A 24361-nucleotide genomic window follows, 5' to 3' on the forward strand; every position below is an offset into this window, starting at 1 on the left:
GTTGACGAGCAACAAATTGAGGGGAAGAGTTCAGGTTCTACGGCAAGTTTTCCAGTGCGGCGGAACGGATCGGTCGCGCTAGTGCGCCGCGTCGTCCCACGAACGGCCGACGCCCACCGAGACCTCCAGCGGCACCTGGAGCTGGTAAGCGTTGCCCATCTGGTCGCGGACCAGGGCCTCGACCGCCTCGCGCTCGCCGTCGGCGATCTCCAGCACCAGTTCGTCGTGGACCTGGAGCAGCATGCGGGAACGCAGGCCGGAGGACTCCAGGGCGCGGAAGACACCGAGCATCGCGACCTTGATGATGTCCGCGGCGCTGCCCTGGATCGGGGCGTTCAGCGCCATGCGCTCGGCCATCTCGCGGCGCTGGCGGTTGTCCGAGTTGAGGTCGGGCAGGTAGCGGCGGCGGCCCAGCACGGTCTCGGTGTAGCCGTCCTTGCGGGCCTTCTCCACGATCTCGTTGAGGTAGTCGCGCACGCCGCCGAAGCGGGAGAAGTACGCCTCCATCTGCTCGCGGGCCTCTTCGGTGGGAATGCGCAGCTGCTGCGACAGGCCGAAGACGGACAGGCCGTAGGCGAGGCCGTACGACATGGCCTTGATGCGGCGGCGCATCTCGCCGGTCACCTCGGAGGTGGGGATCGAGAACGCCTGCGAGGCAACGTAGGTGTGCAGGTCCTCGCCGGAGTTGAAGGCCGCGATCAGGCCCTCGTCGCCGGACAGCGTCGCCATGATCCGCATCTCGATCTGGCTGTAGTCGGCGGTCATCAGCTCGGCATAGCCCTCGCCGACGACGAACGCCTGCCGGATGCGGCGGCCCTCGTCGGTGCGGATCGGGATGTTCTGCAGGTTCGGGTCCGTCGAGGACAGCCGGCCGGTCGCCGCGATCGTCTGGTGGAACGTCGTGTGGATGCGGCCGTCGTCGGCCACCGACTTCAGCAGGCCGTCCACAGTGGACTTGAGTCGGGTGACGTCGCGGTGCGACAGCAGGTGCTGCAGGAACGGGTGCTCGGTCTGCTCGAACAGGTTCTGCAGCGCGTCGGCGTCCGTGGTGTAGCCGGTCTTGGTCTTCTTCGTCTTCGGCATGTTCAGCTCGTCGAAGAGGACCGCCTGCAGCTGCTTGGGGCTGCCGAGGTTGATCTCCTTGCCGATCACCGAGTACGCGTCCTGCGCCGCCTGCTTCACGCCGGCCGCGAAGTGCGCCTCCAGCTCGGACAGGTGGTCGACGTCGATCGCGATGCCGACGGCCTCGACCTCGTCCAGCACGTTCATCAGCGGCAGCTCGAGGTTCGCCAGCAGGTCGGCGCCGCCGATCGTCACCAGCTCGGCGTCGAGGCGGTCGGCGAGCTCGGCCACGGCGCGGGCGCGCAGGATCGCGCCGGTGGCGACCTTGGCGGCCTCCTCCGACTCGTCCGACAGCAGCGACAGCTGGCCGTCACCGGACTCCTCGGCCCGCAGCTCGCGCTTGAGGTAGCGCAGCGCCAGGTCGTCGAGGGCGAACGAGCGCTGGCCGGGACGCACCAGGTACGCCGCGAGCGCCGTGTCCGAGGTCAGGCCGCGCAGCTTCCAGCCGCGGGCGCGGACCCGGCGCAGTGGCAGCTTCAGGTCGTGGCCCGCCTTGGTGACGCCCTCGTCCGCCAGCCACGCGGCGAGCGCCTGCTCGTCGGCCTCGTCGAGGCCTTCGACGGCGACGTAGCCGCCCTCACCGGAGGCGGTGCACAGGGCGACGCCCTCGACGTCCTGGCCCGAGATCCGCAGCGCCACGCCGACGCGGGCGCCACGGGCGTGCTCGTCGAGCCATGTGGCCAGCGTGCCGGCCGGGATCGCGCCGCCGGAGACCTCGAAGCCCTCCTCGGCCTCGGGCTCCGCGGTCGACAGGGTCTGGAACAGCCGGTCGCGCAGGACGCGGAACTCCAGCTCGTCGAACAGCCGGTGCACCGCGTCGCGGTCCCACTGCCTCACCGCCAGACCGTCGATCTGGTACGGCAGTTCCAGGTCGCGCACCAGCTCGGTGAGCTGGCGGTTCATGATGATGTTGCTCAGGTTGCCGCGCAGCGCCTCGCCGACCTTGCCCGGCACCTCGTCCACGCGGTCGACCAGCCCGTCGAGCCCGCCGAACTGGTTGAGCAGCTTGATGATCGTCTTGGGGCCCACTCCGGGCGTGTTCGGCAGGTTGTCCGACGAGTCGCCGCGCACCGCCGCGTAGTCGGCGTACTGCTCGGGCTTCACGCCGTGCTTCTCCTCGACGTAGGCCGGGGTGAACCGGCCCATCTCGGACACGCCCTTGACCGGGTACAGCACCGTCACCTTGTCGTTGACGAGCTGGAACGCGTCCCGGTCGCCGGTGACGATCTCCACCTCGAAGCCCTGCTCCACCGCCTGCGTGGTCAGCGTGGCGATGACGTCGTCGGCCTCGAAGCCCTCCTTCTCCATCTTGCAGATCTGGAGCGCGTCGAGGACCTCGCCGATCAGCGAGACCTGGCTGCGGAACTCGTCCGGCGTCTTGGAGCGACCGGCCTTGTACTCGGGGTACTGCTCGGAGCGGAACGTCTTGCGGGAGACGTCGAACGCCACCGCCACGTGCGTGGGCTGCTCGTCGCGCAGGATGTTGATGAGCATGGACGTGAACCCGTACACGGCGTTCGTGACCTGCCCGGTGGCCGTCCGGAAGTTCTCGGCGGGCAGGGCGTAGAACGCTCGATAGGCCATCGAGTGACCGTCGATGAGCAGGAGCCGCTTCACGTCTGAGGGAGTCACGAGCCCGAGTCTAGGGTGGTGGTCTGACAGTTTCGCTTGAGCCCTGGAGCGCACGTGATCGGCGACCTGCCCACCGAGTACGCAGACGAGCAGTTGCACACCCGCATGGGCATAGAAATCACCCGATGGGATGTCCAGGAGATGGTCGGCACCATGCCGGTCAAGGGCAACCGCCAGCCGTTCGGGCTGTTGCACGGCGGCGCGAACGCGGTGCTCGCCGAGCTGCTGGGCTCGGTCGCGGCCACCATGCACGCGGCGTCGTTCGGCTCCATCGCCCTCGGGCTGGAGCTGTCCTGCACGCACCACCGCGCGGCGCGCGAGGGGATCGTGACGGGCGTGTGCCGCCCGCTCCACCTGGGACGGTCCACGGCGACGTTCGAGATCGCCATCTCCGACGAGGAGGGCAAGCGGACCTGCACCGCGCGCCTCACGTGCATCATCCGCCCCAAGGCACCGGGGGCCTGAGCACCGGGGCAGGTCCCACCCGGTGTCCACAGTGGATGCGGCGCTGGCCTGGAGCCACCTGCGCTTTCGACTCGTCACGCCCGAACGTGAACCACGGCCGGGCTGAACAGCGGAAACGGGGCGGAGGAAGGTTCCTCCGCCCCGTTCGCCGTGCTACCGGCTCAGTGCGACTCGCCCAGGTACGCGTCGCGCACCCGCTGGTCGGCCAGCAGCTGGTGCCCGGGACCGTTCAGCGTGGTCCGGCCGAGGTCGATCACGTAGCCGTGGTGCGACAACGCGAGGGCGGCCAGTGCGTTCTGCTCCACCAGGAGGATGGTGGTGCCGAGCGACTGCAGCTCCTTGATGGTGTCGAAGATGCGCTGGGTCATGATCGGCGAGAGGCCCATGGAGGGCTCGTCGAGCATGAGCAGGCGCGGCTTGGACATCATCGCGCGGCCGATGGCGAGCATCTGCTGCTCACCGCCGGAGAAGAGGCCGGCCTTGTTGTGCCGGCGCTCGCCCAGGACGGGGAACAGCTCGTAGACCCGGTCCATGTCGGCCTGCACGCCGTCGTCCTTGCGGACGTAGGCGCCGAGCTGGAGGTTCTCCTCCACGGTCATCCGCGGGAAGAGCCGCCTGCCCTCCGGTGAGTGCGAGATGCCCATGCCGAGGATGGCGTGGGCCGGCTCGCTGTGGATCGGCTTGCCCTGGAACAGGATCTCGCCGGACACCGGGCGCAGCAGACCCGAGATGGTGCGCAGGGTCGTGGTCTTGCCCGCACCGTTCGAGCCGATCAGCGACACGATCTGACCGGCCTCGACGGTGAACGAGATGTCGCGGACGGCCTCGATCGCGCCGTAGGCGACCGAGAGGTTGCGGACTTCGAGCAGCGGGCTCATGCCTGCTCCCCCTTCGCGGCCTCGATGTCGTGCTCGACTTCCTCCGGCGGCTTGCCGAGGTAGGCCTCGATGACCCGCGGGTCAGCGCGCACGACCTCGGGGCTGCCCTCGACGAGCAGCTCGCCCTGCACGAGCACGGAGACCGAGTCGCACAGCCCGAAGATGAACTTGATGTCGTGCTCGATGACGACCACGGACACACCCGTCTCGCGGATGCGGAAGATCAGCTGCTGCGTCGCTTCCGTCTCCTGCGGGTTCATGCCCGCGGTGGGCTCGTCGAGCAGCAGCACCGACGGGTCGGTGGCCAACGCGCGCGCGATCTCAAGACGGCGCTGGTCGCCGTACGGGAGGTTGCGCGCGAGCTCGTCGTCCGGTCCGCGCAGGCCGACGAACTCGAGCAGCTCGCGGGAGCGCTCGCGGGCCGCCTTCTCGCCGCGGTGGTAGGCCGGGCCGTGGAACAGCGACGCCAGCGGACCCTGCTTCATCCGCACGTGCCTGCCCACCATGACGTTCTCCAGCACGGTCATGCTGGGGAACAGCCGGATGTTCTGGAACGTGCGGGCGAGACCCGCGTCGGTCACCTTGGCCGGGTCGCCGGGCAGGACGTTGCCCTTGAGCAGCACCTGTCCGGTGGTCGGCGTGTACAGGCCCGTGAGGCAGTTGAAGAACGTGGTCTTCCCCGCGCCGTTCGGGCCGATCAGGCCGACGATCTTGCCTTCGTCGAGCGACAACGTCACGTTCTTCAGCGCCTTGAGGCCACCGAAGACCATCGAGACGTCACGCGCCTCCAACACCGGCGTCACGCCTTCGCCTCCTTCGGCAGCTCGTCGACGTGGGTGCCGTCGACGTTCTCATCGGCCAGCTCCGCGCGCCGGTGCGCGTCGGGGATCAGGCCCTGCGGGCGGAACCGCATGATGAGCACCAGCGCGAGGCCGAAGATCATCAGGCGGTAGTCCTCGAAGTCGCGCAGCTTCTCGGGCAGCACGAACAGCAGCGCGGCACCGAGCACGGCGCCGGGGATCGAGCCCATGCCGCCGAGGATGACCGCCGCGAGCAGCGTGATCGACTCGAGGAACTTGAACGACTCGTAGGACACGGTGCCGTTCTTGTGCGCGAACACCGCACCCGCGAGACCGGCCAGCATGGCGCCGATGAGGAACGCGAGGATCTTCATCTTGCCGGTGCGGATGCCCATCGCGCGGGCCGCGTCCTCGTCCTCGCGGATCGCGATCCAGGCACGGCCGATGCGGCTGAACTTGAGGTTCGCGAACACCGTCATCGTCGCCGCGACCAGCAGCACGATGAGCACGTAGTAGAGGACACCGGCCGGCAGCTTCACCGAGCCGAGGGTCAGCTGCTTGTTGAACTCAGTGCCGAACAGCGACAGCTGCGGGACGCCCGGGATGGCGTTGGAGCCGTTGGTCATGCCGCCGATGTTGTTCTGCGCGGAGCGGGTGAAGATCTCACCGAACGCCAGCGTCACGATCGCCAGGTAGTCACCGCGCACGCGCAGCGTCGGCGAACCGACGATGGCGCCGAAGATGCCGGCCACGACCGCCGCGATGACCGCGGCCACCGGGAACGGCAGGTCGATGCCGAAGTTCGCGGCGGCGGCACCGGAGAAGTTCGCCGCGACGAGCGCGCCGATGCCCATGAACGCCACGTACCCGAGGTCGAGCAGACCGGCGAGGCCGACGACGATGTTCAGGCCGATCGCGGTGGCGGCGTAGATGCCGATGTTCGCCGCGACCGTCATCCAGTACTCGTTGCCGGCGTCGGTGAACGGCAGCAGCAGCGCGCACGCCAGGAGCACGATCACGCTGAACACGCGGTGTTCCTCGGACAGGTGCGAGATCCACTTGGTGTAGCCGATGCCGTTGAGCGCCGCCAGCAGTCCGCCGGCGAAGCCGAGGAACGACAGGAAGATGGCGCCCGCGTACGGGTTGCCGGCACCGACACCGCCGGTGGTCAGCATCGCGGAGACGGCGTAGAGCACCGCGCCGAACGACACCAGCAGCACCAGGTACGCCACCGGCGTGCTGAGCTTGATCCGCCAGTTGCCGGGCGGCTCGATGCCGATGCCGTAGCCGGCGAGGATCACCAGCACACCGGCGACGACGCCGGCGATGCTGCCGAACGCCACCACGTCCTTGTACGCGGTGATGGCACCGAACCCGCCGCCCTTGACGACGAGGTAGATGCCGTTGATGGCAGCCACCGACAGGACGCCCCAGCCCAGCGCGCGCACGACGCGGCCCTTGGACGGGGTCGGCGCGAAGGCGGCGACGAGCACGAGCACACCGAGCACCAGCATGTGCCAGCGGAAGCCGGTGAGCGCGAACGGCGCGTCGAAGAACGACAGCGTCGACTTGTCCGGCCAGTTCCCGTCGTTGAGCGGGAACGTGACCCACGGCAGCATGGCCGCGACGATCGACAGCACGCCGCCGACGGCCGCGAACGGCTTGCCCAGTGGCGCGAGAGCGGAGCGCTTCTCAGCAGCGGTCGTGGTCATGCGCGCACCCTTTCCGGCTCGCCGAACAGACCCTGCGGGCGGAAGACGAGCACGAGGATCAGCACGACGAAGATCCAGACGTAGTCGTACTGGGTACCGCCCGGCATGTACTGGCCGGCCAGGGTCTTGATCAGACCGATGATGAACGCGCCGATGACCGCACCGCGGATGCTGCCGACGCCGCCCAGCACGGCCGCCGTGAAGGCGAAGATGCCGTTCTGGAAGCCCATGTCGATGTTGATGTTGTTCAGGTATCCGCCGAACATGACGCCGGCGACACCGGCGAGCACGGCACCGAACACGAACGTCAGCACGATCACGCGGTCGGGGTTGATGCCCATCAGCTTCGCGGTGTCGGGGTCCTGCGCGGTGGCCCGCATCGCACGGCCCATCCGCGACCGGTTGATGTAGGTCTGCAGCAGGATCGACAGACCGACCGACAGCACCACGAGCAGCACGCCGGTCCACGGCACGCTGATGGGGCCGAGGGCGAGGCTCCCCGTCGGGAAGACCTTCGGGTAGGGCAGGTTGGACGTGGCGTCGGGGTACCAGACGCGCACGGCCTCCTGGAGGAACACCGAGACGCCGAGCGCCGTGATGAGCGGCGCGAGCCGGGGCGCGTTGCGCAGCGGCCGGTAGGCGAAGCGTTCCATGACCACGGCCACGACGACCGCGACGAGGATGCCGCCCAGGAACATCAGCGGCAGAGCCACGGCAGGCGACTTCTTGAGGTCGTCAGGAAGAAGCGTGAACGTGGCGAGTCCTCCGTACGAGGACACCATGAAGACTTCACCGTGGGCGAAGTTGATCAGCTGGATGATGCCGTACACCATCGTGTACCCGAGGGCGATCAGGGCGATCAAAGCGCCCTGCACGACCCCGTTCGCCAGCTGTTGGAGCAGGACTGACACGACTACCTCCGTAGACGGCGGGGGCGAGCAAACTTCGCCCGCCCCCGCCGCAGCTTCATTTAACGATCAGCAGTCGGTCAGCCCGTGTACTCGCCGGTCTGCACGTCATCCCACTTGGTGCCGGTGACCTGGTAGACGGTCAGGACCTTGTTGGTGCTGTCGCCGTACTGGTCGAACTTGACCTCACCGGTGGCGCCGGAACCGCTGTAGGCACCGACGTTGGTCAGCATGGCGTCGCGCTTGGCGTCGCCCCACTCGCCGCCCTCGACGGTCTTGGCCAGACCACCGATGATCGCGTTCGCGGCGTCGTAGGAGAACGCACCGTAGGCGGCGAAGTCCTCCTTGCCGAACTTCTCCTTGTACGCGGTCACGAAGGCCTTGGCGGTCTCCAGCGACTCGGTCGGCGCACCGACGGAGGTGGCGAGGTCGCCCTCCTTGCCGCCGAGGTCGATGAACTTCTGGTCGTAGATGCCGTCGCCGCCCATGAGCGGGACGTTCAGGCCGTTGTCCTTCATCTGCTTGGACAGCGGACCGGCGGCCGGGTACTCACCGCCGTAGTAGACGGCCTCGGGCGCGAGGCCCTTGATCTTCGACACGACGCCGGAGAAGTCCGTGTCCTTCTCACCGACGGTCTCGGTGCCGACGATCGTGCCGCCCTTCTTGGCGACCTGCTTCGCGAACTCGTCCGCCAGACCCTTGCCGTAGGTCTTGCCGTCCGTGATGATCGCGATCTTCTTCTTGCCGGCCTTCTCGACCATGTAGTTGGCCGCGAACGGGCCCTGCAGGTCGTCGGTCGCGCAGACGCGGAAGTAGTTGTCGAACTGCCGCTTCGGCGCCGTCAGGAAGTCGTTGCCCCTGGTCAGCGACGGGTTGGTGTTCGCGGGCGACACCTGCGGGATCTTCTTGTCGCGCAGGATCGGCTGCACCGTCTGGGCGACCGACGAGTTCAGCGTGCCGACGACGCCGACGACGTTCGGGTCGGTCGACAGCTTGGTGGCCGCCTGGGCGCCCTTGGCCGGGTTCGCCTCGTCGTCCTGGGCCGACACCTGGAGCTTGTAGCCCTTGACGGTGCACTTCTTGTTGGCCTCGTCCACGGCGAGCTCAGCGGACTGCTTGATGCCGATGCCGAGCGCCGACAGGTTTCCGGACAGCGGAGCGACAACGCCGACGGTCAGCGTGCCCTTCGACGTGTCGCAGCTGCCCCCGGTGCCGCCCGCTTCGGTCTTGTCATTCGTGCCACAGGCCGCGACGACGAGCAGCGTGGCGCCGACGATCGCTGCGGACTTCACAAGGTGCTTACGCACGTGAGTCCCTCCTCTATCCGTGCTCACTGCGATGGCGAGATCTCCGCGCACCGCTCCACGCCCCTCTGCTGAGGGATGGCCGGACCCTAGGCGCTGATTGTGACCCCAGTCATCAACGCCAATGGGCTCGTGACCATAACGCAACTCGGCGTTATGTTTTGTTTAAGGAAAGTCACCGTCAGTAACCTTCGTTCACTCTTTGGACTGCTGCCATAGCCTGGGCGTATGACTCCGCGTCGTCGTTTGGTCGCAGTCATCGCTGCCGCCGGGGTGCTGACCTCGGCGGTCCTGGTGCTGCGCGACCCCGGCCCGGACCCGCAAAACCCCAGCTCGGAACCTGTGCGGCTGACGAGCTACACGGCCGACTATGTCAAGCCACCGCCCCGTTCAGGCTCGATTTCGGCACCGTCCTCCGTCTGGAGCAACGACGGGCGGGTGCAATGGTCTCCCGTGGCGGGCGCCGCGGGCTACGAGGTGTCGGGCAGGCTGGTCGCGTCACCCGAGGTCGCCGGCGGTGGCACACCGGAGGTGCGGGCGGTCGACGCGCACGGCCGGCGGTCGGCGCCGGTCCGCGCCGAGGAACGCGCGGGGGACGACGGGGCGTGGCGGCAGCGGGTGTCCGGGTTCCTGGAGGAGTTCGACGACCCGCGGGTGGAGCGGCACTTCCACCTCAGCGGCCGGCGCGGCTGCGTGAACCCCTCGCTGGGCTCGGGCCGGCTCGTGGTCGACATGCCGTGCGGCGAGGGCACGGCGGTCCTGCGGGCGCGGTCACCGCTGGTGCTCGAAGACGCCGGCGAGCTCGGGCGTGTCGCGGTGGTGACGTCGGCGGCGGGTCCCCGCGGCAAGCTCGTGGTGGACCTCGTGCCGGGCACGCCCGACCTGGCCGGACCCACTCCCCCGGCCGGCGCGATCCGCGTGGTGGTGGACGACTCAGTCGCCGGCACGCGCGGCGCGGGCGTGCTGCACCGGTTCGAGGTGGTGCTGACCCGTGACGGCGTGCGCGTGCTGCAGGACGGCGCGGAGATCTCCCGCTCGGCCGCGGTGCCCGCGTGGCGGCAGGCGACCGTGCTGGTCGGCGTGACCGCGCCGCCGGGACGGCCGGGACGGGTCGAGGTCGACACCGTCGGGATCTCCGGCGGGCCGCGGCCGATCACCGAGGTCGTCGAGACGCCCGTCGTGGCGGGCACGTTGCGCGTGCTGGAGCCGGAGGAGGAGGCGCCGGGCATCGGCGTGGCGCGCACACCGTTGCGGAACGCGCCTTCCGCCCGGCTGCGCGCCACGGTCCGGCTGGGCGACGGCGGTGACGTGAACGGCCTGGTGGCGCAGCTCGGAACGGCGCGAATCCCGTTGCGGCCGCAGACCGAGGGCTGGTCGGCGGCGCAGGACTCCGAGGTCACCGTGGCCGGTGACGTCCCGGCCGAGCTGCTCGGACCCGAGACCGGGGCGCTGTCGCCGTTCGTGCTGCGGATGCCGGGCGCGTCGCAGGCGCAGGTGCTGGAGAGCTACCTGGAGGTGCCGGGCGAGACGCGGGCGCGGCTGCCGAACGCCCCCGGACCCCTGCCACCCGCTGTGCCCGTGATGACCGCTGAGTTCGCCGCTGTGACCCCGAACGAGGCAACGCTCGTGGTCACCCTCGACGGCAGCGCCACACCGTCAGTGGCTCCCGTGGCGGGCTTCGAGGTGTACGTCGATCGGCACCACGCGGCCACGGTCGCCACGCCCGGTGGCGTCGGCGGCCGGCACGAGCTGCTCCTCGCGCTCAAGGGCGGCCACGACGTCGAAGTCCGCCTGCGCCCCGAGGATCCGGGACGGCAGGCGGACTCGGTCTGGCTGGAGCTCAGCCGAAGTTCTCGATGACGGCCTCGGCCACGGCCTTCATCGTGGTGCGGCGGTCCATGGCGGTGCGCTGCACCCACCGGAACGCCTCCGGCTCGCTCAGACCCTGCTTGGTCATGAGGATGCCCTTGGCCCGTTCCACGACCTTGCGGGTCTCCAGCCGCTCGGTCAGACCGGCGACCTCCTGCTCCAGTGCCGCGAGCTCGTTGAACCGGCTGATCGCCAGCTCGATCGCGGGCACCAGGTCCCGCTTCGCGAACGGCTTGACCAGGTACGCCATCGCACCCGCGTCACGGGCGCGCTCGACCAGCTCGCGCTGGCTGAACGCGGTGAGGATCACGACCGGCGCGATCCGGTTGCCCGCGATGTGCTGCGCGGCCTCGATCCCGTCGACCTTGGGCATCTTGACGTCCAGGATCACCAGGTCGGGGTCGAGCTCGGTCGCGAGTTTGATCGCCTCTTCACCATCCGCGGCCTCACCGGCCACGTCGTAGCCCTCCTCGCGCAGCATCTCCACGAGGTCGAGGCGGATGAGCGCCTCGTCCTCGGCGACGAGCACGCGCGGGGCCTTGCGCGTGGCTTCGGACTGGGCCTCGGCAGCCTGCTGGGTCACCGGGGTCCTCCTGACGATCGTTCCTGCGGGCGAAAGGGCAGTCTACCGGCGCCCGTGGCGCTGATCGGGCTCACCAGCCGTGACGGCAGACACGAACTCCTCCGGCCACGGGTAGGTGCGCATGCCCCGGTCGACGTCCTCGGCCGGCGCCTCGCTGCGCTGCAGCACGACCTCGTGCGCCGTGCCGAACCGCGGGTGGGCGAGCTTCTCCCGGACGCCGGTCTCGGAAGGACCGCCCGGCCACTCGACGAACCAGCCGTCACCCAGCGGAAGCGCACGGAGCCAGCACGCGTCGTGCCACAGGTGCACCCGGCGCAGGAGAGCGCTCCCAGTGGCCGCTTGCGCGACCTCCTCGTCGAGCCCGCCGCCGTCTGCGTACTCGACGCCGCGGAACTCGTGCATCCACCGCACGTACCGCATGCCCTGGTCCCACGCCGCCTGGTCGACACCGGCGAGGACCACCGACGCCTCCCCCGTGGTGAGCTCGGCGGAGCGCCGGTGCTGCCGGTGGACGAGCCCCGCGACACCCATGCCGTAGCCGCCCTCGGTGCGCGGTAGCAGCTCGAACAGCAACGGCCCCAGCACGCGCGGCGCGAGGTGCAGCCGGACCGCCTCCCCCGGCTCCACCGCGCGGAACGCGTGGGTGGGCGTCGTGATGCTCGCCGGGGGCATGAGCTGGACGATGCTCGCCGCCGTGCAGCCGGCGAGCAGCACCTTGGCCTCCAGCTGCTGCTGGGCCGCGGTGGTCGCGTCGGGCAACGGCGCCCCGTCGCGCACGGCGGGAACGGCCTGCGAGAGGTTCTCGCCCGTGTAGGTGCGCCGCAGGTCGGCGAGCTGGTCCGTGGTGGACAGACGTGCCATGGCAGCAGTCCTCGTTTCCGCCGCCCGGCTCGGCCGACAAGGACGCATGTGCACGCGTCTACGTGGTCAGTGCGCAGTTCGTGAGCAGGAGTTGCTGAACTCTGCGACGGACTCCGCTCCACTGCCGGGAGAGCGGCTCCAGCCCCACGTCTGCTCGACGCCACCGACCACGGTACCGGATCTGCGCACCCGATTTTCTGTCCGCGCCGACGATCAACCGGTACCGCACGTCGACGGTGAGCCGCGGCGCGCTGGTCGCGCATGCAGAACCGCCCGGACGTGTCGGTCACCGGGTTCGTGGTCGAGGGCTGGTTCGCCCACGTCCACCACCGCGCCTGGAACTCCGCGGTGGCCGGTTCGTCCGATGTGGACGACGTGGGGGGCGGTGGCGCCGCCGTCCGGGCCCCTGACCCGCAGCCGGCGAGCAGGAAGACCAGTCCTCGTCGTGCACCGGACGCCCCGCCACCGGATCTTCGGCAGACTGCGCACGGCTCCCTCGCCGGTCGTGACGACGCCCGTCGGGCGCGGGTCCGTCGAAGAGGCATCGAACAGGTGGTCCTGAGCACCAGACCTGCTGCGCGACCGTTGCCGGTGCGATAAGCGCCCCTTAGCGTCGAGCGCATGCCCAATGGTGCCGAGAGCCTGCTGGCGATGGTGGCCGCGCACGACGTCGAGGTGGTCTTCGGCCTGCCCGGTGTGCACAACCTGGCGGTGTGGGAAGCGCTTGCGGCGTCCGGGATCCGGATGATCGGCGTGCGGCACGAGCAGACGGCCGTGTACGCGGCGGACGGGTACGCGCGGGCGACCGGGCGGCTTGGCGTCGCGGTGGTGACGACGGGGCCGGGGGCGGCGAACACGCTCGGTGCGACGGGCGAGGCGATGGCGTCGGGCAGTCCGGTGCTGGTCATCGCGACGGACATCTCCAGCGCGGTGCGGCGGCCCGGCGTGTACCGCGGGGTGCTGCACGAGACGCGGGACCAGCGGGCGTTGTTCGGCCCGGTGACCAAGGCGGCGTTCGACGTGCCGGCGGCGGACGAGCTGCCCGCGTACGTCGACCGGGCGGTGCGCACCGCTCTCGAAGGCGCGCAGGGGCCGGTGTACCTCGGGGTGCCGACGGACTTCCTGACCGCGGAAGTGGCGTGGGGCGTCAGGTCTGCCACCGGCGAACGGCCCCCGGTGCCGGACCTGTACGCGGCGGTGGAGCTGGTCGGAAAGGCCGAGCGGCCACTGCTGTGGGTGGGCGGCGGTGCGGCGCGGTCCGGGGCCGGGGCCGCGATCAGCGCGGTGAACGACAGGCTGAACGCACCGATCATCACCACCTACGGCGCGCGCGGCATCAGCGACCACCCGCTCGTCGTGCGCGGACCGGTGCACGCACCGGTGGTCGGCGCGCTGTGGGACGAGGCGGACCTCGTGGTCGCCATCGGCACCGACTTCGACGGCATGATGACGCAGAACTGGTCGCAGCCCAAGCCACGCGCGCTGCTGTCGATCAACATCGACGACGCCGAGCTGTCGAAGAACTACCCGGCCGACGTGGCGTTGCTCGGCGACGCGCGGCACGTCACCGCGGCGCTCGCCGAAGCGGTCCCGGTCAAGAAGGCCGCCGTGGACGTCGAACGGGTCAACGCGGCGGTGCGGGAGTTCGTGCGCGCGGACTCGCCGGAGGCGGCGGTGTTCCTGGACGCGATGGCGGGCGTGGACGCCACGATCGTCGCCGACATGTGCATCCCCGGCTACTGGCTCGGCGGGTTCCACCACGTCCGCAGGCCGCGCGGGCTCGCCTACCCGGTCGGCTGGGGCACGCTCGGGTTCGGTTTCCCCGCTGCCATCGGCGCGGCGGTGCACGGGCGCACCATCGCGGTCGTGGGCGACGGCGGGTTCCTGTTCGCGTGCGGAGACCTCGCGACGGTGCGGCAGGAAGGGCTGCCGTTGACCGTCGTGGTCGTGGACGACGGCGGGTACGGCATGTTGCGCTACGACCAGCAGATCGCCGGCCACGCGATCACCGGCGTCGACCTCACCCGCCCTGACTTCGCGAAGCTGGCCGAAAGCTTCGGCATCCCGGCGGTCACGCTCGACGGGTTCGGCGGCCTTGCCGAGGCGCTGACGGCCGAGGGCCCGAACGTGGTCGTGGTCAACGCCAGGCTGCAACCTCCGGTCAACACCTCTCCGCGCTGGTACCGCACAACCACCGGCTGATCATGTTCGCGATCGACCGGGAGCCCGCCGAGCAGTCGGCTGGCAGACTCCTGCCGTGACCCGAACCTGGCCCGAGAACCTCGCGACCGACGAAGGTGTGCTCGCCTGGCAGTTCCTCGACTTCCTGCGCAGGACGGCCGTCCTGAAGGTCGACGGCCTGACCCGCGAGCAGGCGGCCGCCGCCCCGATCGCCACCTCGCCGAAGCTGACCGCGCTCGGCGTTCTCAAGCACCTCGTCGCCGTCGAGCGCTACTGGCTCTGCATCGCGGGCGCGGGCCTCGGCCTGCCGTCGCTGTGGGAGGGCGACCCCGACCCGTCGTGGGACCTCGACCCGGCCGACACGCCGAAGACGCTCATCGCCGCCTACCGCGCGGAGTGGGCCAACGCCGAAGCCCTCCGGGACTGCGGCGCGGACGCTGTCGCGGCGGACGGCAAGCGCACGGTGCGCTGGATCCTCGCCCACGTGGCCCAGGAGACCGCACGCCACGTCGGTCACCTCGACCTGCTGCGCGAGCTCGCCGACGGTCAGACGGGCGAATAGGGGCGCGATCAGGAGACGCCGGCCCAGGCCACGACCAGCAGCAGGGCGACCAGCCCCAGGAAGTGCCACGGACAGAGGTCGAGCCGCCTGCCGGGCACCTCACCCGCGGGCGGCACGGCCGGGCGGTGCCGCTCGATCTCCTCGCGCATCCGGTGCTGCACCCGGCTGCCGCCCAGTGCGCTCGCGAGCGAGAACGCCCCCGCGGTCACGTCGACCCGCTCCCCCGTCGTGAGCACCAGGACGACCTCGCGGGTCACCTCGACCTCGCGCAGCGCCGTCCACGGCACCCAGTAGGAGCGGAACCAGTTGACGACCCGCACCCCGGACTCGTGGACGCGCACCGCCGGGTGCGCGAAGACCATCCAGCAGAACCAGATCAGCGGCGCCATCACCGCGACGAGCTCCGTCTGCTGCGCGAACCCGGCACCGGGGAGCGGGTGCAGCAGGACGTAGGCCGTGCCGCCGGTCCCACCGATGGCCAGGGACCAGCCGACCGCGCTGTCGGACCTCCTGCGCAGCACTGCTCTCGCCTTCACCCGACGCATTGTCGCCGACTCCCCGTTCCTCCGGTCATGGCAGGCCGATGTGGTCGCCCACGGCGTCCTCGCAGGCCTGGTGCAGGGCGTTGACCGCGTCGTGCAGCAACGGGTTGGTGTTCGCCGTGCGGTGCACGACGTGCACGTGCCGCCGCAACGGCTTGCCGCGCAACGGCATCGCGTGCGTGCCGCTGAGCGCCTTGTGGCCGAGCGCCGGCACGAGGGCGACGCCGACGCCCGCCGCGACGAGCGACTGCACCACCTCGTAGTCGTTGCTGCGGAACGCGATCCGCGGCGCGAATCCGGCCGCGGCGCACAGCCGGGTCAGGCAGGTGGCCCCGGACGTGCCGTCCCGTGACGCGATCCAGCGCTCGTCCCGCAGGTCCTCCAGCCGCACGGTGGCGCGCGCCGCCGGGTGGTGCTCCGGCACCATCACCAGCAGCGCCTCGTCCAGCATCGGCCGCACCGTCAGCTCCTCCGGCCACGTCCGGGGAACGAGGTCGTAGGCGTAGACCAGCGCCAGGTCGAGCTCCCCGGTCAGCACCAGCGGCAGCACGTACTCCGGCTCGCCCTCGTCCAGCCGGATCTCGGCACCGGGCAGCTCGGCCGTGAGCCGGGCGAGCGCCCTGGGTACGACGCGCGACGACGCCGTGGGGAACGTGCCGATCCGCAGCCGCCCGCGCAGGCCCTGCACCACCGCCTTCACCTCGTGCTCGAACCCGTCGAACGCGGCCAGCAGCTCCGCACCCCGGTCGGCGATGAGCAGCGCGGCCGACGCGGGCCGGATCGAGTGCGCCTCGCGTTCGAACAGCGTCACGCCGACCGCCCGCTCGAACGCCGAGACCTGCTGGGACACCGCCGACGACGTGTAGCCCAGGCGGCGGGCCGCCTCGGCGAACGAACCGGTCCTCACGACCTCGACGAGCGTGCGGAGATGCACCGGGTTGAGCACCAGGCCAGCTTATGCTCGACGACGCGAGGTTTCGCTCTGCCGCCTCTGGTGTTCTCGCCGGGCAGCTACCAGGGTGGAGGCATGGCCTACGTCTCCACGAACCCGTCGAACACCTCCGACGTGGTCACCGAGATCGAGCTCGGGACCAGCGCGACCTTCATCGACGCCGCGGGACGCGCGAAGGCGGCGCAGCGCGAGTGGGCTCGGGTGCCCGCCCCCGTGCGCGGTCAGGTCATCGGCAACATCGGCCGTCTGGTGGAGGCCAACGCCGAGAAGCTCGCCCAGCTCGTGACCCGCGAGATCGGCAAGCCGATCGGCGAGGCCCGCGGCGAGGTGCGGGAGATCGTGGACACCTGCGACTTCTTCGTGGGCGAGGGCCGCCGCCTCTACGGGCAGACCGTCCCGTCGGAGATGCCCGACAAGCAGCTCTTCACCTTCCGCAACCCGGTCGGGGTGGCCGCCGTGATCACCGCGGGCAACTTCCCCGTGGCGGTCCCGTCCTGGTACATCGTGCCCGCGCTGCTGTGCGGCAACTCAGTCGTGTGGAAGCCCGCCGAGTACTCCGCCGCCTCCGCCCAGGCCTTCTACGACCTGTTCCAGGCAGCCGGCCTCCCCTCGGGCGTGTTCGAGGTCGTGTTCGCCGAGGGCGCGGAGACGTTCACCGGCCTGGAACGGGCCCTGCAGCAGGGCCTCGTCGACAAGGTCGGCTTCACCGGCTCCACCGAGGTCGGTGTGCGCATCGGCGAGCTCTGCGGCCGCCACCTCCAGACGCCGTGCCTCGAACTCGGCGGCAAGAACCCGATGGTCGTCACCGAGGACGCCGACCTCGACCTCGCCGTGCAGGGCGCGTTGTTCGCCGGCTTCGGCTCCGCCGGCCAGCGCTGCACCTCGCTCGGCACGGCGATCGTGCACGAGTCGCTGTACGACGAGTTCCTGGCCCGCTTCACCGCGGCCGTGTCCGACGCCGTCGTCGGCGACCCGACCGGCGACGTCCTCTACGGACCGCTGCTGGACGAGAAGTTCGCGCTGGCGTACGAGAAGTACCTCGGCTGGATCGGTGAGCACCACGTGGTGCACGGCCCGATCGGTCGCATCACCTCCTCCCACCCTCGTGGTGGGTTCACGGGCACGGGCGGCTTCTTCTACCACCCGGCGGTCGTCTCCGGCGTCCGCGCGGACGACGAGCTGTTCCTGCAGGAGACCTTCGGCCCCATCGTCGGCGTGATGGCGTACTCGTCGCTGGACGAGGCCGTCGAACTCGGCAACGCACCGGGCTACGGCCTGTCGTGCTCGATCTACACCACGGACCCGGACAAGGCGTTCCGCTTCCGCGCGGGCATCTCCGCCGGGATGGTGAGCGTCAACAACTCGACGTCCGGGGCCGAGGCGCACCTGCCGTTCGGCGGCAACGGCAAGAGCGGCAACGGCTCCCGGCAGTCGGGTGTGTGGGTGCTCGACCAGTTCACCCGGTGGCAGTCCATGAACTGGGACTACTCGGGCACGCTGCAGAAAGCGCAGATGGACACGCTCGAGATCGAGGCGGACCTTGGCTTCCGGCTGTGACGGTGGCGGGGCGCCGAGTGCCGTCGTGAGCCCGGCTCCTGCTGCACCGGTGCAGCGGGTGGCCTGCGGCTCGGTCCGGCCGACGCGCCCGGGACCGCCGTGGCGCCACGAGATCGGAGGCCTGCCATGACGTCCGGCTCAGTGGAGCTCCCTGCGCGGGCTGAGGTCGTCGTCATCGGTGGCGGGGTGATCGGCACGTCCATTGCCTTCCACCTCGCCGAAGCGGGCGTCCGCGATGTCGTCGTCGTGGAGAGGGACGAGCTGGGCTCCGGGTCCACCTGCAAGGCTGCAGGCGGGGTGCGCGCCCAGTTCTCCGACGAGCTCAACATCAGGCTCGGTGCTCGGTCTCTCGAAGCGTTCCAGCGCTTTCCGCAGCGGCCCGGGCAGGAGATCGATCTCCACCGGGTCGGCTACCTGTTCCTCCTCTCCTCGGCTGACCACGTGACGGCGTTCGAGCGCAACGTCGACCTGCAGAACTCCCTCGGCGTGCCGAGCCGGATGCTGTCGGTCGAGGAAGCCCGGCGGTTGTCTCCGCTGGTCGAAACGGACGGTCTGCTGGCGGCGGCCTATTCGCCGGAAGACGGACACTGCACGCCCGAGTCCGTGGTCCTGGGATATGCCACCGCTGCCCGCCGGATGGGGGCCCGTTTCTGCACCGGAACTGCCGTGGAATCGATAGTAGGGGCCGGGTCCGACACTTTTCGGGTCGAAACCGGCCGCGGCACCGTCATCACCCGGACGGTGGTCTGCGCGGCCGGTGCGTGGTCGCGCTCGATCGGCGAGATGGTGGGCGTCGACCTGCCGGTTTTCCCGCTGCGGCGGCAGGTGGTGTTCACCGGGCCCATGCCGGAGTTACTCGATCGGGTGGTTCCCTTCACCATCGACTTCGGCAGCACCTTCTACTTCCACCGCGAGGGCCGCGGCCTGCTGTTGGGCATGTCCGACCCGGACGAGACGCCGGGGTTCAAGCTGGAGGTGTCCGACGCGTGGCTGCCGCGGCTCACCGAGGCGATCGGCCGGCGGGCACCGCGGCTGCTCGACGTCGGCGTGCGCACCGGGTGGGCCGGGCTGTACGAGGTGACCCCGGACCACAACGCGCTCATCGGCCAGGCGGAGGGCGCGGGCCGCTTCTTCTACGCCACCGGGTTCTCCGGGCACGGTTTCCTGCAGGGACCCGCGGTCGGCGAGGTCGTGCGCGACCTCGTGCTGGGCCGGGAGCCCTTCCTCGACGTGTCCGCCCTGGACGCCTCCAGGTTCACGGCCGGCCAGGCGCGGCCGGAGCTCAACTGCGTGTGAAGCCCGACCGGGAGGGGGAAGTGCGGTGGACGTTCTCCAGCTCATGGACGAGTGGGGACCCGAGAAGGTCGTCGCGGTGTCGGACCGGCGCACCGGCATGAAGGGCGTGCTGGTCATCGACAACACCGCGCGCGGCATGGGCAAGGGCGGCACGCGGATGAGCCCCGGCGTGACGGTCGCGGAGATCGCGCGGCTGGCCAGGGTGATGACGTGGAAGTGGGCCGGGGTCGACCTCTTCTTCGGTGGCGCCAAGGCGGGGATCCGGTTCGACCCCGCCTCCCCCGGCAAGGAGGCGGCGCTGCGGGCGTTCGCGCGCAAGCTGTCGAACGAGGTGCCGCGCGAGTACGTGCTGGGCCTCGACATGGGCCTCACCGAACGGGACGCCGCGATCGTCCAGGACGAACTGTCGGACCGCGGCGCTATGATGGGCGCACCGGCTCAACTCGGCGGCTTGCCGTACGACGAGCTGGGCGTCACCGGGTTCGGTGTGGCCGAGGTGGCGGACGAGCTGATGCCCCTGCGCGGCAAGCGGGTCGCGATCCAGGGCTTCGGCGCGGTGGGTGCCGCGACGGCGAAGCGGTGCGCCGAGCTGGGCGCGATCGTGGTGGCCGTCTCTTCAGTTCACGGCGCGTTGGTGGACGCCGGAGGTCTTGACGTCGACCGGTTGTTGCGGCTGCGCGCGGAGTGCGGCGATCTCGCGGTGGAGGAACACGGCGGCGGTGCCCTGCGGGCGCTCGGCGCCGAGCTGCGGGTGCCGTGCGACGTGCTGGTGCCCGCGGCGGTGCAGGACGTCGTCGACGCCGATCTCGCGAAGGAGCTCGACACCGCGCTCGTGGTCGAGGGGGCGAACCTGCCCACCTCCCCCGCGGCGCAGGAGGTGCTGGCCGCGCGCGGGATCACCGTGGTGCCGGACTTCATCGCGAACGCCGGCGGCGTGGTCGCGGCGGCCTTCGGGATGGACGCGCGGTACTCGCCGTTCCCCGTCGACCCCGCGGTGGTGCTCGACGCGGTGTCGGTGAAGCTGCGCGCGAACGCGGCCACCGTGCTCGCCGAAGCGCGTAGTCGGGGTACGACAACACATGCAGCAGCGAGAGAGGTGGCTCAGGAACGCGTGCTCGCGGCGATGCGGCTGCGGGGGCGGGTCGCATGAGCTCGCTCGAAGGGGTGGTGATCGCCGACTTCAGCAGGGTGCTGGCCGCGCCCTACGCGACCATGGTGCTCGGTGACCTGGGTGCCGAAGTGGTCAAGGTCGAACAGCCCGGCCGGGGCGACGAGACCCGCACGTGGGGTCCGCCTCACCACGGCGACGAGGCCACGTACTTCCTGTCCGTCAACCGGAACAAGACGTCCGTGCAGATCGACCTGGGCACCGCGGCGGGCCGGGAGCAGGCGCGCGAGCTGATCGCGCGCGCCGACGTCGTGGTGGAGAACTTCAAGCCCGGCACGATGAAGAGGTTCGGACTGGACTACGAGTCGCTCGGCCGCGACGACCTCGTGTACTGCTCGATCTCCGGGTTCGGCTCCGGCAAGGGGGCCGACCTGCCCGGCTACGACCTGCTCGTGCAGGCCGTCGGCGGGTTGATGAGCGTGACCGGTGACGGCACGCCGGTGAAGACCGGTGTGGCGCTGGTCGACGTCCTGACGGGCCTGCACGCCTGCGTGGGCGTCCTGGCCGCGCTGCGGCACCGGGAGAAGACCGGGCTGGGGCAGCGGGTCGAGCTCGACCTGCTGTCGGTGTTGTTGTCCAGCATGGTGAACCAGAGCGCGGGCTTCACGCTGGCCGGTGCGATCCCGGAGCCGCTGGGCAACCGGCACCCGTCGATCGCGCCGTACGAGGTGTTCCCGACGGCTGACCAGCCGATCGCGCTCGCGGTGGGCAACGACCGGCAGTTCCGCCGGTTGTGCTCGGTGCTGGACGTGCCGGAGCTGGCGACCGACCCGCGGTTCGCGACGAACCCGGACCGGGTGGAGAACGTGGACGCGTTGTTCGAGGTCCTCGCGCGGCAGCTGCGGGAACGGCCGGCGCGGCACTGGTTCGAGACCTTGACGCCCCTGGGCGTTCCGTGCGGGCCGGTGAACGACATCGCGCACGCGTTCGCGCTGGCCGAGTCGCTCGGCCTCGCTCCGACCACGACGATCGACGGCATGACGCTCGTCGCGAACCCCATCCGCCTGTCGCGCACGCCGGTGAGCTACCGGCTGCGCCCGCCGAAGCTGGAGCCGTGAAGTGCAGGACCCGTTGCAGCTGCTGGACATCCCGTCGTTGCTGAGCGACGAGGAGCGCGACATCCAGGCCACCGTCGCGGAGTTCCTGGCCGACCACGTCCGGCCGCACGTCGCCGACTGGTTCGAGGAGGGCGTGCTGCCGCGCGAGCTGGCGCGGGAGCTCGGCAAGCTCGGTGTGCTGGGCATGCACCTGGAGGGCTACGGGTGTGCGGGCACGTCGGCGTTGGCCTACGGGCTCGCGTGCCTGGAGCTGGAGGCCGTGGACAGCGGCATCCGCAGCTTCGTGTCGGTGCAGGGCTCGCTGTCGATGTTCTCGATCTGGCGGTACGGGTCGGAGGAGCAGAAGCAGGAGTGGCTGCCGAGGCTCGCGGCGGGCGAGGCGATCGGGTGCTTCGGCCTGACCGAGCCCGACCACGGCTCGAACCCGAAGGGCATGCGCACGCGCGCGGTCCGCGACGGCTCCGACTGGGTGCTCGACGGCACCAAGACGTGGATCACGAACGGCGGGCTGGCCGACGTCGCGACCGTGTGGGCGCAGACCGGCGACGGCATCCGCGGGTTCCTCGTGCCGCGCGGCACCCCGGGGTTCACGACGCACGACATCAAGCACAAGCTGTCGATGCGGGCGTCCGTCACCTCCGAGCTGGTCCTGGAGGGCGTGCGGCTGCCCGACAGCGCCCGCCTGCCGGGGGCGACGTCGCTGGGCGCACCGCTGTCGTGCCTGAACGAGGCCCGGTTCGGGATCGTGTTCGGAGCGGTCGGTGCCGCCAGGGACTGCCTGCGGACGGCGCTCGGCTACGCGGCCACGCGGATCCAGTTCGACCAGCCGATCGCGGCGTTCCAGCTGACCCAGCGCAAGCTCGCGACGATGGCGGTGCAGGTGAACAACGCCATGCTGCTCGCGCTGCACCTCGCGCGGCTGAAGGAGGAGGGCCGGCTCAGGCCGGAGCAGATCAGCGTCGGCAAGCTCAACAACGTCGAGGCGGCCATCGCGATCGCTCGGGAGAGCCGGACCGTGCTCGGCGCGAACGGCATCTCGCTGGAGTACTCGCCGCTGCGGCACGCGAACAACCTGGAGTCGGTGCTGACCTACGAGGGGACCTCCGACATCCACCTGCTCTCCATCGGCCACGCGTTGACCGGAATCGCCGCATTCCGCTGATCTTCGCCCTATCCTGCACTGGCAGTTCGTCGAAAGACGTTCGACGGGGAGGACGTCCTGCCAGTGGACACGAGCAGCCGCAGCGACGCGCGCCGCAACCGCAAGCGGTTGCTGGAGGCGGCGACGCACGTTCTGCGGGAGGAGCCGACGACGGCGACGATGCAGTCCATCGCTCGCGAGGCGTGCCTTTCGCAGGCGACCGCGTATCGGCACTTCCCGTCCGTGGAGGCGCTTGTCGTCGCCTACCACGAGGACGTCATGACGTCGTTGGCCGAGCACGGCGAGAAGTCGCGCAAGACCGGCAAGGACCTGTTCGAGCACCAGGTGGCGCACTGGGTCGAGCTGCAGGACGTGCACGGTCCGGTGATCGCGCGGTTCTGGTCCCAGCGCGGGTTCCTCGACCGGCTGCGCTGCTCCGACGCCACGGCGGCGGTGTTCTGCCGCGCGTGGGACCGGGCCTTGCGCGGCGTGCTGATCGACCTGGCGCTGCCGGACCCGCTGCTGCCGGTGGGCCGGTTCCTGCACAACGCGCTGTTCGACCCGCGGGAGATCCTCGACCTCACGAGAGCCGCCGGACTCCCTGGCGAGCAGGTGGTCCGGCGGCTCTCGGACGCCTTCTACGGTGCGTTGTCGGGGTGGGCCCGTTCCGGGGCCTGACGGGTCAGATGCCGAGCGGGAGCACCCACCTGAGCTCGGACTTGACGTTCGGGCGGCCGTCGACCGGGTTCTCCCCCGCGATGCCGCCGGCGGCGATCTTGTCGAGCGTCTTCAGGCCCTCGGGCAGGATCTGGCCGAACACGGTGTAGTTCGGGCGCAGGACCGAGTCGGACTGGACGAGGAAGAACTGCGAGCCGTTGGTGTCCGGGCCGGCGTTGGCCATGGCGAGCGTGCCGCGCGGGTAGATGCGGCGCTGGCCGGTCGGGTCGTTCGGCACGGGCTGCAGGTCAGTCGGCAGCTCGTCCCGGTACCTGTATCCAGGGCCGCCCTCGCCGGTGTTGGACGGGTCGCCGCACTGCAGCACCTTCAGCGTCGGGTACGCGGTGAGGCGGTGGCACTCGGTGCTGTTGTAGAAGCCGCGGTGGGCGAGGTGGATGAAGCTGTGCGTGGTGCACGGCGCCTTGGTGCGGTCGAGCACGAGCGGGATGTCGCCCTGGTTGGTCTTGACCTTGACCAGCACCTTGCCCCTGGTGAACCAGGGGTCGTGCGGCACGGGCACCGGGCGGGCGGCGGGCTCCTCGGGCGTCGCGGTGTAGCCGCAGTCCGGCCTGGCCAGGTCTTCCTGCGCGGCCGCGGTGCCCGTCGTGCCGAAGACGACGGCGAGTGCCGCCACTGCCAGTCCAGCTGCGATTCGCCTCATGCGCGTTTCCTAGTGGAGGGGGTCGTGGCCCGGCAAGGGTTAACGGATCACTCAGCTGCCGGTCATCTGTGTCCCTCCACGCGTGGCTCGCCACGCTTCACCCCATCCAGCGACGTGTACCGGATGCCAGACCGGGTATCCCGACTCCATAGGGAGGTGATGCAGTCATGGGCTTCGACGAGTTGAAGGACAAGGCAAAGGACCTCGTCGGTCAGCACGGCGACAAGGTCGACCAGGGCGTGGAGCGCGCAGGCCAGTTCGCCGACGAGAAGACCGGCGGCAAGCACAGCGAGCACATCGACCAGGGCGAGGACAAGCTCAAGGAAGGTCTCCGGAAGTTCGGCGGCCAGCAGTGACCTCCGCGGCCGGCGCACTCATCTGGAGTGCGCCGG

The 24361-nt window shown here is 70.4% G+C and carries 22 protein-coding genes; 11 read left to right on the plus strand and 11 right to left on the minus strand.

Going from position 1 to position 24361, the window contains the following annotated elements; all coding sequences use genetic code 11:
* Positions 1-78 precede the first annotated feature (78 nt).
* Positions 79-2706, minus strand: coding sequence for a DNA polymerase I (gene polA / locus ACZ7CF_RS23950; protein WP_470370845.1), 2628 nt, complete (start codon positions 2704-2706; stop codon positions 79-81).
* A 153-nt stretch (positions 2707-2859) separates the two neighbouring features.
* On the opposite strand from polA, the gene ACZ7CF_RS23955 reads away from it, so the two are divergent.
* Complete coding sequence (locus tag ACZ7CF_RS23955) at positions 2860-3219, plus strand: hotdog fold thioesterase (RefSeq protein WP_360391443.1); 360 nt, start codon at positions 2860-2862, stop codon at positions 3217-3219.
* Between the two features lie 161 nt (positions 3220-3380).
* Here the strand turns inward: ACZ7CF_RS23955 and ACZ7CF_RS23960 are convergent, their stop codons facing one another.
* From ACZ7CF_RS23960 to ACZ7CF_RS23980, 5 genes are all read right to left on the minus strand, one after another.
* Positions 3381-4097, minus strand: coding sequence for an ABC transporter ATP-binding protein (locus ACZ7CF_RS23960; RefSeq protein WP_360390069.1), 717 nt, complete (start codon positions 4095-4097; stop codon positions 3381-3383).
* Complete coding sequence (locus ACZ7CF_RS23965; RefSeq protein ID WP_360390072.1) at positions 4094-4900, minus strand: ABC transporter ATP-binding protein; 807 nt, start codon at positions 4898-4900, stop codon at positions 4094-4096. The genes ACZ7CF_RS23960 and ACZ7CF_RS23965 overlap by 4 nt, the downstream gene beginning before the upstream one ends.
* The gene (locus ACZ7CF_RS23970; RefSeq protein ID WP_360390075.1) at positions 4897-6609 is read right to left on the minus strand and encodes a branched-chain amino acid ABC transporter permease; all 1713 of its coding nucleotides are present in this window, start codon (positions 6607-6609) and stop codon (positions 4897-4899) included. The genes ACZ7CF_RS23965 and ACZ7CF_RS23970 overlap by 4 nt, the downstream gene beginning before the upstream one ends.
* The gene (locus ACZ7CF_RS23975; protein ID WP_360390078.1) at positions 6606-7520 is read right to left on the minus strand and encodes a branched-chain amino acid ABC transporter permease; all 915 of its coding nucleotides are present in this window, start codon (positions 7518-7520) and stop codon (positions 6606-6608) included. The genes ACZ7CF_RS23970 and ACZ7CF_RS23975 overlap by 4 nt, the downstream gene beginning before the upstream one ends.
* Before the next feature lie 77 nt (positions 7521-7597).
* Positions 7598-8824, minus strand: coding sequence for a branched-chain amino acid ABC transporter substrate-binding protein (locus tag ACZ7CF_RS23980; protein ID WP_360390081.1), 1227 nt, complete (start codon positions 8822-8824; stop codon positions 7598-7600).
* A 450-nt stretch (positions 8825-9274) separates the two neighbouring features.
* On the opposite strand from ACZ7CF_RS23980, the gene ACZ7CF_RS23985 reads away from it, so the two are divergent.
* Positions 9275-10681: a hypothetical protein gene (locus ACZ7CF_RS23985; RefSeq protein WP_470370630.1), complete on the plus strand. Its 1407-nt coding sequence runs from the start codon at positions 9275-9277 to the stop codon at positions 10679-10681.
* Here ACZ7CF_RS23985 and ACZ7CF_RS23990 read toward each other — a convergent pair.
* Positions 10662-11273, minus strand: a complete 612-nt coding sequence (locus tag ACZ7CF_RS23990) for an ANTAR domain-containing response regulator (RefSeq protein ID WP_360390086.1) — start codon at positions 11271-11273, stop codon at positions 10662-10664. The genes ACZ7CF_RS23985 and ACZ7CF_RS23990 overlap by 20 nt on opposite strands.
* Positions 11274-11315: 42 nt before the next feature.
* Positions 11316-12134 (minus strand): hypothetical protein, encoded by an 819-nt coding sequence (locus ACZ7CF_RS23995; protein ID WP_360390089.1) that lies wholly within the window; start codon positions 12132-12134, stop codon positions 11316-11318.
* A gap of 621 nt (positions 12135-12755) precedes the next feature.
* On the opposite strand from ACZ7CF_RS23995, the gene ACZ7CF_RS24000 reads away from it, so the two are divergent.
* Positions 12756-14336, plus strand: a complete 1581-nt coding sequence (locus ACZ7CF_RS24000) for a thiamine pyrophosphate-binding protein (protein WP_470370631.1) — start codon at positions 12756-12758, stop codon at positions 14334-14336.
* 55 nt (positions 14337-14391) lie between these two features.
* Entirely contained in the window at positions 14392-14877 is a 486-nt protein-coding gene (locus ACZ7CF_RS24005) for a mycothiol transferase (RefSeq protein WP_360390094.1), read from the plus strand.
* A gap of 8 nt (positions 14878-14885) precedes the next feature.
* On the opposite strand, the gene ACZ7CF_RS24010 is transcribed toward ACZ7CF_RS24005, so the two are convergent.
* Positions 14886-15413: a PH domain-containing protein gene (locus tag ACZ7CF_RS24010; protein ID WP_360390097.1), complete on the minus strand. Its 528-nt coding sequence runs from the start codon at positions 15411-15413 to the stop codon at positions 14886-14888.
* A gap of 34 nt (positions 15414-15447) precedes the next feature.
* The gene (locus ACZ7CF_RS24015; RefSeq protein WP_470370632.1) at positions 15448-16365 is read right to left on the minus strand and encodes a LysR family transcriptional regulator; all 918 of its coding nucleotides are present in this window, start codon (positions 16363-16365) and stop codon (positions 15448-15450) included.
* Between the two features lie 81 nt (positions 16366-16446).
* On the opposite strand from ACZ7CF_RS24015, the gene ACZ7CF_RS24020 reads away from it, so the two are divergent.
* From ACZ7CF_RS24020 to ACZ7CF_RS24045, 6 genes are all read left to right on the plus strand, one after another.
* Positions 16447-17928, plus strand: coding sequence for an aldehyde dehydrogenase family protein (locus tag ACZ7CF_RS24020; protein ID WP_470370633.1), 1482 nt, complete (start codon positions 16447-16449; stop codon positions 17926-17928).
* Between the two features lie 126 nt (positions 17929-18054).
* On the plus strand, positions 18055-19224 hold the full coding sequence (locus ACZ7CF_RS24025) for an NAD(P)/FAD-dependent oxidoreductase (protein ID WP_470370634.1): 1170 nt from the start codon (positions 18055-18057) through the stop codon (positions 19222-19224).
* Between the two features lie 25 nt (positions 19225-19249).
* Positions 19250-20374, plus strand: a complete 1125-nt coding sequence (locus ACZ7CF_RS24030; RefSeq protein WP_470370635.1) for a Glu/Leu/Phe/Val family dehydrogenase — start codon at positions 19250-19252, stop codon at positions 20372-20374.
* Positions 20371-21450 carry a CaiB/BaiF CoA transferase family protein gene (locus ACZ7CF_RS24035; protein ID WP_470370636.1) on the plus strand — a complete coding sequence of 360 codons (1080 nt, stop codon included), beginning with the start codon at positions 20371-20373 and terminating at the stop codon, positions 21448-21450. The genes ACZ7CF_RS24030 and ACZ7CF_RS24035 overlap by 4 nt, the downstream gene beginning before the upstream one ends.
* Position 21451: 1 nt before the next feature.
* Positions 21452-22612, plus strand: coding sequence for an acyl-CoA dehydrogenase family protein (locus ACZ7CF_RS24040; protein ID WP_470370637.1), 1161 nt, complete (start codon positions 21452-21454; stop codon positions 22610-22612).
* Positions 22613-22675: 63 nt separating this feature from the next.
* Complete coding sequence (locus tag ACZ7CF_RS24045) at positions 22676-23269, plus strand: TetR/AcrR family transcriptional regulator (protein WP_360390118.1); 594 nt, start codon at positions 22676-22678, stop codon at positions 23267-23269.
* 4 nt (positions 23270-23273) lie between these two features.
* On the opposite strand, the gene ACZ7CF_RS24050 is transcribed toward ACZ7CF_RS24045, so the two are convergent.
* Positions 23274-23969 carry a peptidylprolyl isomerase gene (locus tag ACZ7CF_RS24050; protein WP_360390121.1) on the minus strand — a complete coding sequence of 232 codons (696 nt, stop codon included), beginning with the start codon at positions 23967-23969 and terminating at the stop codon, positions 23274-23276.
* A 167-nt stretch (positions 23970-24136) separates the two neighbouring features.
* On the opposite strand from ACZ7CF_RS24050, the gene ACZ7CF_RS24055 reads away from it, so the two are divergent.
* A complete protein-coding gene (locus ACZ7CF_RS24055) occupies positions 24137-24325 on the plus strand; it encodes an antitoxin (RefSeq protein ID WP_360390123.1) in 189 nt (62 codons plus the stop codon).
* Positions 24326-24361: the final 36 nt, after the last annotated feature.

Source organism: Lentzea sp. NPDC036955, assembly GCF_055608005.1.